Annotated in this window: 12 protein-coding genes; 5 read left to right on the forward strand and 7 right to left on the reverse strand. The window is 64.3% G+C overall.

The features are described from left to right. Positions 1 to 2694 (forward strand): YadA family autotransporter adhesin (locus BBA01S_RS38005; RefSeq protein ID WP_027820971.1); only part of this gene is annotated, 2694 nt, incomplete at its 5' end. Positions 2695 to 2752: 58 nt separating this feature from the next. Beyond that, positions 2753 to 3688, forward strand: a complete 936-nt coding sequence (locus tag BBA01S_RS45460; RefSeq protein ID WP_084162802.1) for an OmpA family protein — start codon at positions 2753 to 2755, stop codon at positions 3686 to 3688. 251 nt (positions 3689 to 3939) lie between these two features. On the opposite strand, the gene BBA01S_RS38015 is transcribed toward BBA01S_RS45460, so the two are convergent. The 4 genes from BBA01S_RS38015 to thiL are packed head-to-tail and all read right to left on the reverse strand — an operon-like array spanning position 3940 to position 6659. Next, entirely contained in the window at positions 3940 to 4485 is a 546-nt protein-coding gene (locus tag BBA01S_RS38015) for a cupin domain-containing protein (protein WP_027820972.1), read from the reverse strand. A gap of 47 nt (positions 4486 to 4532) precedes the next feature. After that, positions 4533 to 5033, reverse strand: a complete 501-nt coding sequence (locus BBA01S_RS38020; RefSeq protein ID WP_027820973.1) for a CinA family protein — start codon at positions 5031 to 5033, stop codon at positions 4533 to 4535. Positions 5034 to 5059: 26 nt separating this feature from the next. Continuing rightward, positions 5060 to 5662, reverse strand: a complete 603-nt coding sequence (locus BBA01S_RS44710; protein WP_027820974.1) for a phosphatidylglycerophosphatase A family protein — start codon at positions 5660 to 5662, stop codon at positions 5060 to 5062. Further along, entirely contained in the window at positions 5652 to 6659 is a 1008-nt protein-coding gene (thiL, locus tag BBA01S_RS38030; protein WP_027820975.1) for a thiamine-phosphate kinase, read from the reverse strand. Before thiL ends, BBA01S_RS44710 begins: the two co-directional genes overlap by 11 nt. Positions 6660 to 6867: 208 nt before the next feature. Here thiL and BBA01S_RS38035 point away from each other — a divergent pair, with 208 nt between their 5' ends. The 3 genes from BBA01S_RS38035 to BBA01S_RS38045 all read left to right on the forward strand — a co-directional run bounded on the left by BBA01S_RS38035 (position 6868) and on the right by BBA01S_RS38045 (position 10553). Next, entirely contained in the window at positions 6868 to 9174 is a 2307-nt protein-coding gene (locus BBA01S_RS38035; RefSeq protein ID WP_027820976.1) for an NADP-dependent malic enzyme, read from the forward strand. A gap of 526 nt (positions 9175 to 9700) precedes the next feature. After that, positions 9701 to 9979, forward strand: coding sequence for a ribonuclease (locus BBA01S_RS48735; RefSeq protein ID WP_407668377.1), 279 nt, complete (start codon positions 9701 to 9703; stop codon positions 9977 to 9979). A 16-nt stretch (positions 9980 to 9995) separates the two neighbouring features. Continuing rightward, a complete protein-coding gene (locus tag BBA01S_RS38045) occupies positions 9996 to 10553 on the forward strand; it encodes a barstar family protein (protein WP_027820977.1) in 558 nt (185 codons plus the stop codon). Positions 10554 to 10716: 163 nt separating this feature from the next. On the opposite strand, the gene BBA01S_RS38050 is transcribed toward BBA01S_RS38045, so the two are convergent. From BBA01S_RS38050 to speE, 3 genes are all read right to left on the reverse strand, one after another. Next, the gene (locus BBA01S_RS38050) at positions 10717 to 11457 is read right to left on the reverse strand and encodes a 16S rRNA (uracil(1498)-N(3))-methyltransferase (RefSeq protein ID WP_027820978.1); all 741 of its coding nucleotides are present in this window, start codon (positions 11455 to 11457) and stop codon (positions 10717 to 10719) included. Positions 11458 to 11476: 19 nt separating this feature from the next. Then, the gene (locus tag BBA01S_RS38055) at positions 11477 to 11890 is read right to left on the reverse strand and encodes a VOC family protein (protein ID WP_027820979.1); all 414 of its coding nucleotides are present in this window, start codon (positions 11888 to 11890) and stop codon (positions 11477 to 11479) included. 119 nt (positions 11891 to 12009) lie between these two features. Next, on the reverse strand, positions 12010 to 12900 hold the full coding sequence (speE, locus tag BBA01S_RS38060) for a polyamine aminopropyltransferase (protein WP_027820980.1): 891 nt from the start codon (positions 12898 to 12900) through the stop codon (positions 12010 to 12012). Positions 12901 to 13125: the final 225 nt, after the last annotated feature.

The raw sequence follows: 13125 nt of genomic DNA on the forward strand, positions 1-13125 counted from the left end.
AACATCACCAACAACATCAACAACGGCACGATCGGTCTGGTGCAACAGGATCAGACGACGCGCAACATCACCGTTGCAAAGGACACGGACGGCACGATCGTGGACTTCACGGGCACGGCAGGCACGCGTGTCCTGACGGGTGTGTCGAACGGTGCGGTGAGCGCATCGAGCGTTGATGCGGTGAACGGCTCGCAGCTGTATAACCTGGCCAGCTCGACGGCTAGCTCGATCGGCGGCGGCTCGACGGTGAATTCGGACGGTTCGATCTCGAACCCGACGTACAACATCGGCGGCAACACCTACAACAACGCAGGCGACGCCTTCACGCAGCTGAACAGCGATATCACGAACATCAGCGGCACGATGGCCGATGCAGTGATGTACGACTCGTCGGCGCATGATTCGGTGACGCTGGGCGGTTCGGGCGCGACGTCGGCAGTGGCGCTGCATAACGTAGCGGCAGGCGAAATCTCGGCATCGAGCTTCGATGCGGTGAATGGTTCGCAGCTGTACAACACGGCAAGCTCGACGGCCAGCGCGCTGGGCGGCGGTTCGACGGTGAACAGCGACGGCTCGATCTCGGCTCCGACGTACGTGGTGGGTGGCGATACCTACAACAACGTGGGCGGTGCGGTCACGAACCTCGACGGCCGTGTGACGCAGAACACGAGCGACATCTCGAACCTGCAAGGCGATATCACGAACATCAGTGGCCAGATGGCCGATGCGGTGATGTACGACTCGTCGGCGCATGATTCGGTGACGCTGGGCGGTTCGGGCGCGGCACCGGTTGCGCTGCATAACGTGGCCAACGGCGAAATCTCGGCATCGAGCTTCGACGCGGTGAACGGTTCGCAGCTGTACAACACGGCAAGCTCGGCAGCTAGCGCGCTGGGCGGCGGTTCGACGGTGAACAGCGACGGCTCGATCTCGGCGCCGACGTACGTGGTGGGTGGCAGCACCTACAACAACGTGGGCGGTGCGGTCACGAACCTCGACGGCCGTGTGACGCAGAACACGTCGGATATCCAGAACATCACCAACAACATCAACAACGGCACGATCGGTCTGGTGCAGCAAGACCCGACGACGCGCAACATCACCGTTGCGAAGGACACGGACGGCACGATCGTGGACTTCACGGGCACGGCAGGTACGCGTGTCCTGACGGGTGTGTCGAGCGGTGAGGTGAGCGCATCGAGCGTTGATGCGGTGAACGGTTCGCAGCTGTACGCAACGAACCAGAGCATCACGAATCTCAACAGCCAGATGGCCGATGCGGTGATGTACGACTCGTCGGCGCATGACTCGGTGACGCTGGGCGGTTCGGGTGCGACCTCGGCGGTGGCGCTGCATAACGTGGCGGCGGGCGAAGTCTCGGCTTCGAGCTTCGACGCGGTGAACGGTTCGCAGCTGTACAACCTGGCCAGCTCGACGGCGGATTCGCTGGGCGGCGGCTCGACGGTGAACAGCGACGGCTCGATCTCGGCGCCGGCGTACAACATCGGCGGCAGCACGTACAACAGCGTCGGCGGCGCGCTGACGAACCTGGACGGCCGTGTGACGCAGAACACGACGGACATCACGAACCTGACGAACAACATCAACAACGGCACGATCGGTCTGGTGCAGCAAGCCTCGCCGACGAGCACGGTGACGGTGGCGGCAGCTTCGGGTGGTACGACCGTGGACTTCACGGGCACGGCAGGCACGCGTGTCCTGACGGGTGTGACGAACGGCGCGGTGAACGCCAACAGCACGGATGCGGTCAACGGTTCGCAGCTCTATGCGACGAACCAGAGCATCTCGGATCTGGCTGGCACCGTCACGAACATCAACAGCCAGGTGGCTAACGCTGTGATGTACGACTCGTCGGCGCATGACTCGATCACGCTGGGCGGCTCGGGCTCGACGACTGCGGTTGCGATCCACAACGTGGCAGATGCCACCGCAGACGGCGATGCAGTGAACCTTGGCCAGATGAACGCGGCAATCGCGAACGTCACCAACATCGCCCAGAACGCGACCGACCCGATGTTCTCGGCGCAAGGCGACCGCAACACGGAAGCCGCGACGGCCAGCGGCACGCACGCTACGGCGGGCGGCGCGAACTCGGTGGCGAGCGGCACGCAGGCGACGGCATACGGTGCGGGTTCGAACGCGACCGGCAACCAGTCGACGGCGATCGGTGCGGGTTCGACGGCCAGCGCGAGCAACGCTGTGGCGCTGGGCGCAGGTTCGGTGGCCGACCGTGACAACACGGTGTCGGTGGGCTCGGCGGGCAATGAACGCCAGGTCACCAACGTCGCAGCCGGCACGGCAAACACGGACGCGGTCAACGTGGGTCAGTTGAACCAGGCGATCGACAATGCTCAAAGCAACACGATCAACATGGTTCAGCAAGGCGTGCAGCAATCCAACGCCTACACGAACCAGCAGATCGGCATTGTGAAGAAGCAGATGAACTCGCTGGGTGCAGCAGCGATGGCAGCTTCCTCGCTGATCCCGAATGCCCGTGCGGAAGGCAACTTCCAGATGGCCGCGGCAGCGGGTACGTACGGCGGCGAAACGGCTCTGGCCGTGGGTGCCAACTGGTACGTGACCGATCGCCTCCTGGTGAACGCACACGTTTCGCGTTCGACGGGCAGCGGCGCCTCCACCGGCGCTTCGGTTGGCGCAACGTTCGGCTTCTGATCGACCGGCCGTCATCCCAGGCCCGCCACGGGAAACCGTGGCGGGCGCGGAGAATTTCATGAAAAAAACCTTGATATGCGGCGCATTGCTGGCCGCGCTGATGAGCGCCCAGGCGTTCGCCAGCGTGGGCAGCGATGCCCAGGCGCTGATGCCTGCCGCACAGAAGATCGCCGACCCTTATCAGCGCGGTCTGGCTGAAGGCTGGCTCGAAATCGCGGATCGACAGGACAGCCATGTGCTCGTCTCAAGCGTCTACAACGACGCTGCGGCACGCGCACTGAACAACGGCCGTCATTTCATCGACGGCAGCGTCCCGTTCCAGCCAATCTACGGGCAGAAGAACTGGCCGCCGGTCGAAACACGCGAGAAGTGGGTGAAGGCGCTGCAGGAAATCGAGCGCACGAACCAGCGCGCCGCGCAGTCGCCGTGTCGCGGAGAGGATGCAGGACGTCTTTCCGCGCTTACCGACGAAGCCTGGAAGGAGCAGGACGAGACGCACGCCACGCATTGGGTACACGGTTGGGACTCGATCGAGCGGGCGCAGAAGCTGGCGCAGCAGGTGAACGGCGAACTCGACAAGTGCGCGCCGCCGCCGCCTCCGCCGCCGGCGCCTGTCAAGCCGGTTGTGCTTTCGGCCGATGCGCTGTTCGATTTCGACAGCGCGGTGCTCAAGCCCGAGGGGCTTCGTCAGGCCGAATTGCTGGCGCAGCAATGGCGCAACGCCGGTGCGAATATCGACCTGCTGACCGTCACGGGTTACACAGACCGTTTCGGTTCGGCGGAGCATAACCTCAAGCTTTCGCAGCAGCGCGCGCTGGCAGTCAGTACGGCGCTGCGTGATCTGGGCATCCGTGCGCGCACGGTTCAGATCAAGGGCCTGGGTGCAGCGAATCCGGTGCAGTCGTGTCCGGGTAAAAAGGCGACGCCTTCGGTTGTTGCTTGCCTCGCGCCGAACCGGCGCGTGGAGATCGTCACGAAGATGACGGCGAAGTAAGAAACACGCTGTAGGGAGCGTGGTGCGAACGCATGCACAGAATGCGTTCGCGTTTGGCGGGCATTGCGGCGTATCTCTCGATACGCCGTTTTTTTTACGGGATCACATTGCGCAGGCAGGCAATCGCCACTGCTTTGGGGCAATACGGGCGGCGCGTTCGCGGGTGTCCTGCTGGCGTCATTCAATGCTCGCGGCGAGCCGCATGCCGGCAACGTTGATGTCGCTTTCCCTGGCGGTGTTCGCGCCTGCGATTATTTTGCTGATTTTGTCTTCGCGAGCGCAGCCGGTTTGCCGAGCAACTCGATAATCGCGCGATGCAGCGGGTAATGCTCGGCCAGCATCGTCGCGTCGGCGATTTCGAATTCGCTGAACTCGAATCCCGGCGCGACGGTGCAGCCCACCAGTGCGTAAGTCGACGGGTCGCAGCAACGTGCCGCGAACCAGTGGCCCGCAGGCACGACGGCCTGGAACACCGTGCCCGGATGCACGAGCGCATGGCCGAGCTTGCGCGTGGAGAGCACGCCGCGCTCGTCGATCGAATGGATTTCGATGGGGGAGCCAGCGTAGAAGTGCCAAAGTTCGTCGGAGCGAATGCGATGCCACGCGGAATACGCACCGTTCGCCAGCAGAAAGTAGATCGCGGTTGAGGCCGCGCGCGTACCTTCGGCCTCGTTCGAGCCTTCGCGGCGCACGAAGGTATCGGCGCGATAGGTCTCGCTGTAATAGCCGCCTTCGGGATGCGGCTCCAGTCCGAAACGGCGGATCAGTTCTTCGACTTCGGTTTGCGCGCCAGTCATGGCCTTCCTCTCCTGGTGAGTCCGGCCACGTCCTGCGCGAGCCGGTTTCAACGTTCCTGTTCGTCGATCAGCGCGACCAGCCCGCGCAGCGCGTGTGCAGCGGCCTGCACGCGGATCTGTTCGCGGTCGCCCTTGAACACCAGCGTCTCGACGCTCGTGTGCAGCCGGTTGCTCCAGCCGAACGACACCATGCCGACCGGTTTCTCCGGCGTGCCGCCGCCCGGGCCGGCGATGCCGGTGATGGCGAGCGAAACTTGTGCCCGGCTGTTGCGCAACGCGCCTTCGGCCATCGCGCGCGCGACCGGCTCGCTCACGGCGCCGTGTTTTTCGATCAGCTCGGCCGGTACGCCGATCATCTCGGTCTTGGCCTGGTTCGAATAGGTGACGAAGCCGCGTTCGAACCAGCCACTGCTGCCGGAAATATCGGTGATGGCCGTGGCGACCATGCCGCCCGTGCAGGACTCGGCGGTCGCGAGCGTGATGCGGGCGTCGCGCAGTTTGTTGCCGGCGCGGATCGCGAGTTGATGGACGACGGAATCGGTAGACATGACGATGGGCAGTGGAGGGTGGCGGTTCAGACCGACATGCGCCAGAGCGCGATCACGAGCAGCGTGAAGAAGGCGGCGACAAGGTCGTCGACCATGATGCCGAAGCCGCCCTTGAAACGCCGCTCGATATAGCGGATCGGCGGCGGCTTCACCATATCGAAGAAACGGAAAATAGCGAACGCCCACAGTTTGCCGATGAAGTCGATGGGCGTGATCATCAGCAGCACGAGCCAGAACGCGACGATCTCGTCCCAGACGATGCATGACGGATCTTCGATGCGCAGCTTCCTGGCGGTGAACGCGGTGATGCCAACGCCTGCGATGAAGCCGCCCATGATCAGGATGCCCCAGGCGAGCACGCTGATGTAGCGGTTGAGCACCTCGAACGACGCCCACGCGAACAACGTGCCGGCGGTGCCGGGCGCAAGCCGCGACAGCCCCGAGCCGAAGCCGAGCGAAAGGATGTGCAGAGGATGCGCGAGCATGAACGGCGCATCGGCGCGGCGCGGGCCTTTCGGCGCGCTGGCGTCGGGCGCACTGGTGCCGGCACTGGCGGCGGCACTGGCAGAAACAGGCTGGCTGGCCGTCCCGAAATCGTCGGCGGGCGAGGGCTTTGGGTCAGTCGGCATGGAAGTGATCGAAACCTTGCAACGTCAGGTTGAGCGGTGCGCCTGCACCGTCGCGCCATGAAATCGTCGGCTGCGCGCCCGGCTGCGCCCCGGCGTCGGGAGCGTTTATTGTACCGATGCGTGTGACACGCACACCCGCCTGTTGCGCCGCCGCCGCGACTGCGTCACGGTTTTGCGGCGCGGCCGTGAAGCAGAGTTCGTAATCGTCGCCGCCCGCGAGCGCGCATTGCACTTGCAGATCGCGCGGCAGGCGCGCGAGCGCCGCCGAAACCGGCAGTGCGTCCACGTCGATGGTGGCGTTCACGCGCGAGCGCACGAGGATGTGGCGCAGGTCGCCCGCGAGGCCGTCGGAGATATCGAGCGCCGCGCGCGCCACGCCGCGCAGCGCGAGGCCCAGCGCCACACGCGGCTGCGGATATTCGAGCGCGGCGCGAAAGTACGCCGCGTCATCGGCATCGATCGGCGCGTGCGGCCATTCCTGGCGCAGCCAGGCGAGCCCCGCGCGCGCGTCGCCGGGCGTGCCGGAGACCCAGATGTCGTCGCCGGGCAGCGCCGCGTCGCGGCGAAGTGCGACATCCTGCCGCACCGTGCCGAACACCGTGATGCACAGGTTCAGCGGCCCCGCCGTGGTGTCGCCGCCCATCAGTTCGCAGTCGTGGCGGTCGGCCAGCTCGAACATCCCGGCACTGAACGCTTCGAGCCAGTCCTCCTCGGGTTTGGGCAAAGCAAAGGCCAGCGTAAAGCCCAGCGGTTGTGCGCCCATCGCGGCGAGATCGGACAGATTCACGGCAAGCGCCTTGTGGCCGAGCGCGTGTGGCGCGACATCGGGGAAAAAGTGGCGGCCTTCGACCAGCATGTCGGTGGAGACGGCCAGCATCTCGCCGGCGGCGGGCGCGATGAGCGCGCAATCGTCGCCGATGCCGAGCGCGGCGCGTCGGGTGTGCGTGCGGGCGCGCTGGGCGAAGAAACGGTCGATCAGGGAAAACTCGGAAAGCATGACGAAAGGTGGCAGTAACCAGGAATTCGGGGCTGCGGTGTGCAAGGCGACTTGAACTGAGACGGCAATTATTGGCGTAGTGCTGTCCTCAATCCAGTCGCGGCAGTTGCACCTGAACTGAAAGGAATGCCTTTTATGAATGGCGCTACAATCGGTCGGATCCGCGTTCGAACTGTCATTCTAATCTGCACCCAACGCCCTGCCGCCCATGTCGAATTCCTCCTCGAACTCCGCTACGAACAAGCTGCGCGAAGCCGCCCTCGATTACCACGAGTTCCCGACGCCCGGGAAAATCGCGATCGCGCCGACCAAGCAGATGATCAACCAGCGCGATCTTTCGCTCGCGTACTCGCCGGGGGTTGCGTTCGCGTGCGAGGCGATCGTCGAAAATCCGCTCAACGCCGCGCGCTTCACGGCGCGCAGCAACCTCGTCGGCGTCGTCTCGAACGGCACGGCCGTGCTGGGGCTCGGCAACATCGGGCCGCTCGCCTCGAAGCCGGTGATGGAAGGCAAGGCGGTGCTGTTCAAGAAGTTCGCCGGCATCGACGTGTTCGACATCGAACTCAACGAGTCCGACCCGCACAAGCTGGTCGACGTGATCGCCGCGCTCGAACCGACCTTCGGCGGCATCAACCTGGAAGACATCAAGGCGCCCGAGTGCTTCATCGTCGAACGTGAAGCGCGCAAGCGCATGAAGATTCCGGTCTTCCACGACGACCAGCACGGCACGGCCATCGTCGTGGCGGCGGCGTTCACCAACGGCCTGAAGGTCGTCGGCAAGGACATCAAGGAAGTGAAGCTGGTCGCCTCGGGCGCGGGCGCAGCGGCGCTGGCGTGCCTGGATTTGCTGGTCGACCTGGGCCTGCCGCTCGAAAACATCTATGTGACCGACCTTGCGGGCGTGGTCTACAAGGGCCGCACCGAGCTGATGGATCCGGACAAGGAGCGCTTTGCCCGCGAAACCGATGCGCGCACGCTCGCCGAAGTCATCGAAGGCGCCGATATTTTCCTGGGCCTGTCTGCAGGCGGCGTGCTCAAGCAGGACATGGTCAAGCTGATGGCCGCGAAGCCGCTGATCCTCGCGCTCGCGAACCCGACGCCGGAAATCCTGCCGGAACTCGCGCTCGAAGTGCGCCCGGACGCCGTGCTCGCCACCGGTCGCACGGACTATCCGAACCAGGTGAACAACGTGCTGTGCTTCCCGTTCATCTTCCGCGGCGCGCTTGACGTGGGCGCGACGACGATCACGCGCGAAATGGAAATCGCCGCCGTGAACGCGATTGCCGAACTCGCGCGCCAGGAGCAGAGCGATGTCGTCGCGACGGCTTACGGCATTCAGGATCTCCAGTTCGGGCCCGAATACCTGATTCCGAAGCCTTTCGATCCGCGCCTGATCGTGAAGATCGCACCGGCTGTCGCGCGCGCGGCGATGGACGCGGGCGTCGCCACGCGTCCGATCGAGGACATGGACGCCTACGAACAGCATCTCCAGCAGTTCGTCTACCACAGCGGCACGACCATGAAGCCGATCTTCCAGCTCGCGCGCGCCGTGGAGCCGGAGAAGAAGCGCATCGTGTTCGCCGAGGGCGAAGAGGAGCGCATCCTGCGCGCGGTGCAGATCGTCGTCGACGAAAAGCTCGCGAAGCCGATCCTGATTGGCCGTCCGGCGGTGATCGAGCAGCGCATCGCGCGCTACGGTCTGCGCCTGGTCGCGGATCAGGACTACTCGGTCGTCAACACCGATCACGACGAGCGCTATCGCGACTTCTGGAAGTCCTACGCCAAGCTGATGGCGCGCAAGGGCATCACGGCGCAGATGGCCAAGCTCGAAATGCGCCGCCGCACCACGCTGATCGGCGCGATGCTGGTGGAAAAGGGCGAGGCCGACGGCATGATCTGCGGCACGGTCAGCACGACGCACCGCCACCTGCACTTCATCGACCAGATCATCGGCAAGAAGGAAGGCTGCAACGTCTATGGCGCGATGAACGCGCTGGTGCTGCCGAACCGCCAGATTTTCGTGGTCGATACGCACGTGAACGTTGATCCGACGCCCGAACAGCTCGCCGAAATCACCATCATGGCGGCGGAAGAAGTGCGCCGCTTCGGCATTGAGCCGAAGATCGCGCTGTGCTCGCACTCGAACTTTGGTTCGAGCAACGCGCCTAGCGCGCAGAAGATGCGCGATCTGCTGGCGATCCTCCAGGAGCGCGCGCCCGACCTGCAAGTCGACGGCGAAATGCACGGCGACGTCGCGCTCGACCCGAACCTGCGCCGCGAGATCCTGCCGGAATCGACGCTCGAAGGCGAAGCGAACCTGCTGGTCATGCCGAACATCGACGCCGCCAACATTTCGTACAACCTGCTGAAGACGGCGGCGGGCAACAACATCGCTATCGGGCCGATCCTGCTGGGCGCGGCCAAGCCGGTGCATGTGCTGACGGCGTCGGCGACGGTGCGCCGCATCGTCAACATGACGGCGCTGCTGGTCGCGGACGTGAACGCGACGCGTTAAGGTGCGGTGCGTCCGGGCGGTGCAACGCCGCCTGGACTGTTTGATCTGAATTTGCCTCCCAACCTCGCCGATTGCTCATTGTTTATGCAATCGGCGGGCGCTCTTCCAGGCTTTCCCAAGCCGCATCGCCGCCCCGTTTTTCGATTGTAAAAACTACCTGAGTGGCGATTGCGCGCCGTCAAGTCTCCTTTGCGGCCGCCGGGCCGTGATTGCTTCCAGGTGCCATTAGCGATACCCTTACACCTTTCATGGTCGTCGAATGCGTGATCCGGGAACCGGGAATCCGTAGATGGTACAGATAGGACTGCCTGACGAAACGACTGGAGAAACAGCCGCGCGGGCAGGGTACGCAATCTGCGGGATCGAACTCGCAAGTCCTTGTTCTGAAAGATTTTTTGGCCGGTCATCCAGGCAGTTTCAGCGCGTCTCAGCGGGCGTTCTTCTTGCGGTTGCGCTAGCCGTTTCGCAGCTCGCCGTGGCGCGTACGCAAGCGCCCGACGATGGCGGCGGCGCGGCTGTCGACTCCGTGAGCGTGGGTGAATTGCCTCGCGAGGCGGTTGACACGCTTGGCCTGATCGGGACAGGCGGCCCCTACCCGTTCGAGAAGGATGGCGTCGTGTTCGGCAATTATGAGCGGCAATTGCCCAAACATCGGCGCGGCTACTATCACGAGTACACGGTGCCCACGCCCGCGGCGCGCAATCGGGGCGCACGGCGCATCGTCTGCGGCGGGCCGTTAAGGCGTACCGACAATTGCTATTACACCGACGACCACTACGCCAGTTTCAGGCGAATTGTTGAATGACACCGGGAAGGGCGGCATGAGCGATAACACTTACGCGCACGACCCTCGGGTCGCGAGCGATCTGTTCGCGTCCGGCGAGGGCAACCTGTTCCAGCGCGTCATGCAGATGAAGCATGACGACCAGCAGCGCGACGCTGCGCACGCTGGCGAGGCGCATGCATCGAACGAGGAGGCCATGAGCCTGTTTGCGACCGTCGGGCCGAATATCGTCCAGTCGATCCGCGCGTTTCGCGTCCAGGATCTCGCCGACGAAGCGCAGCGGCTAGAGGAACATTTCCTCTATGCGTTCTGCGCGAACGCACTAACCAAACAGGAAGTGCTGGAGACGATCGCCACATCGTTTCTGTTTCCGAAGCATTTCGGCAAGAACTACGACGGTCTTTACGACTGCCTGACCGATATGGTGCAGAAGGCTGGCGAGCAGCCCGGCTTCGTGGTCGTGCTCGAAGGCTTGCCGATCGCGCAGAAGTTCGACAAGGACGGCCGCGAGACGCTGCTCGACGTATTCCGCGAAGCTTCGGAGTACTGGGCTGAGCGCAAGGTGCCGTTCCGCGTGTTCTATTCGTTCGCCTGAAGGGTTGGCGGCACGTGTTGAACTGCCCAGTTAACGGATAAGCCGGATAACGTCGCATTCCTGCGACAAAAAAACACAGGCCCGCCGGTCGCGACGACCGGCGGGCCTTGTCATTTTTACCTGGTGGTGCGCCGTTAGCGCGCCGCTAGCCGCATTCTGCGGATTACCAGCCGCCCCAGCGCGCGGCCAGCGCCGACAGCACGGCGATGCCTGCCGTTTCGGTGCGCAGCACGCGCGGCCCGAGACCCACGGCGATGAAGCCGTGATCGAGCGCCGCGGCTTCTTCCGGCGATGAAAACCCGCCTTCCGGCCCAACCAGCACCGTGATCTCGCCAAGCGGCGGGGTGCCAGGCAGCGTCGCGAACGAGACATTGGCGCGTGGCGACAGCAGCACGCGCAGTTCGCCGTCGCCGGGCGTCTTGGGCAGCGAGCCCAGCCACGTGCCGATCTCGCGCGTGGGCGCGACTTCCGGCATGCGGTTGCGCCCGCACTGCTCGCACGACGCCTGCACGATGCGCTGCCAGTGCGCCTGACGACGCACGGCACGCTCGCCCGACAGGCGCACGACGCTGCGCGAGGTGGTGAGCGGCACGAAGCTGGTCGCGCCAAGCTCGACGGCCTTTTCGATCAGCCAGTCCATCTTGTCGCTGCCGGCGATGCCTTGTGCGAGCGTGAGGCGGTACGGCGGTTCGGTTTCGATGTCGCGGAACGGGCCGACGCGCACCTGGGTGTCGCGGCGTTCCATCGAGATGATTTCGGCGCTGAATTCTCCGCCGACGCCGTTGAACAGCACGACCGTGTCGCCGGGTTGCAGGCGCAGCACCTGGACGTGTCGCGTGACTTCGTCGGGGAGGGTGAAGACGTCGCCGGACTGTAGGGAGTTACCGACGAAAAAGCGGGGCATAAGACAGGTTCTCATTGCTTCATGACAGATGGCGAGCAAGCGCCCAGCGGTAACCGTCGAGGTCTTCGACCTGAGCGAAACGGTCACCCCAGAACTGATCCTGCGGCTCGCTCAACGATTTCGCGCCGGCGTCAAGCGCCCGCGCATATACCGCGTCGACATTATCGACGTAAAGATAAAAGGACTGGGGGGCGATCGCGTTCGAGCTCTTCGGCGTGCGGGCCGTCGAACCGAAAGCGCCCTCCGGCGCAAACATCACGATCAACTGATCGTGGTAGGTCATTTCCACGTGCATCACCGCGCCGTCGTCCTCCAGGCTGTCGCGAACCGCAAAGCCGAAGGCCGTTTCGAAGAAAGCGATCGCAGCGCGCGCATCGCGCACCGTCAGATACGGCGTTAGCCACGGCACGCCTGCGGGGCGGGGTGGGGTCATCGGGCTCTCCAGATTCGGTTACGGACGGTGAGTTGCAGAGGGAGTGTCAACTGGATGCCAGAATGGTCAAGCACGCAAACAAATGTAACGAACCAGCCAATTCTGCAATGTTGCGCATCCTAAAGCTGTAGGAATTGACCTAATTTATCGCGGAACATTCGCGGCGCATCCAGGAGTGTCGCATGCAGCTTCGTGTCGTAAAAGCGCAAACCCTCCAGCTCGCGCTCCAGCATGCGGGCCGTCAATATGGCTTCGGATTGCGCCGCCGGGTCAAGCTGGTCGCTGGCCACCGCCATCAGCCAGAACGCGCCGTAGAGCGGCACCCAGGCGCCCAGCGGGCGAACTACGGCAAAGGTCGAGCGCAGAGCGTCGAGCAGTGCGCCGACGCGCGCCGTATGGTGCAGTGGCGAGCCCAGATGCAGCGAAATCAGGGCGTCTTCGCTCATGATGGTTTTGAGCGCGCGATAGAACTGCGGCGTGTAAAGGCCGGCGGCGGGCGAATCGGGCGGTGTCAGATCGAATACGACCAGGTCGAAGGGCGGTGCGCCATCGGCCTGTGCGTTATTGGAGGCTCGGGCGACGAAATCCGCGGCATCGCCGATCACCAGTTCCACACGCGGATCGTCGAACGCGCCGCCGCGCACTTGTGGCAGGTAATCGCCTGTCAGACGGACTACATCGGCGTCGAGCTCGGCGACCACGATGCGCTCGATGGCGGGATGGCGCAGCAACTGGCGCGCCGCGCCGCCATCGCCGCCGCCCAGCACGAGCGCGGCGCGCGGCGCGGGATGCGTGAGCGCGGCCACATGGGTCATGCACTCGTGATAGATGAATTCGTCGCCGGCGGAGGTCATCGGCCGGCCGTCCAGCGTGAACAGGCAGCCGAGCTGCGGCGTGTCCCACACTTCGATGTGCTGCCAGGCCGAATCGGCGCTAGCGAGCAGGCGCGCGCCGGGGAAGCCGTACACGGCGTCGGGGCCGGGGTAAAAAAGAAGCGGAGCGGCGGTCAAGTCGGTGCGATCCTGGGAGCGATGCTGGCGCCCGAAGCCAGCCGATCAGCGTAAAAAAGGGGCGATAGCGGCATTATAAGGACGGCTTTCCGCCTGACGCCCGCAGAAGGCGCGCGTAGGCGTTTTCCTGCGCTCGCCGGGCCCCGAAGCCAGGGAAAAGCCGCATGTTCTGTTAGAATGTCGCCCTTTGCAGCCCTGTCCGTTTGCTCTGGCCGTTTCGCGTCT

Origin of the sequence: Paraburkholderia bannensis NBRC 103871, from assembly GCF_000685015.1 — a bacterium.
Classification (GTDB): Bacteria; Pseudomonadota; Gammaproteobacteria; order Burkholderiales; family Burkholderiaceae; genus Paraburkholderia; species Paraburkholderia bannensis.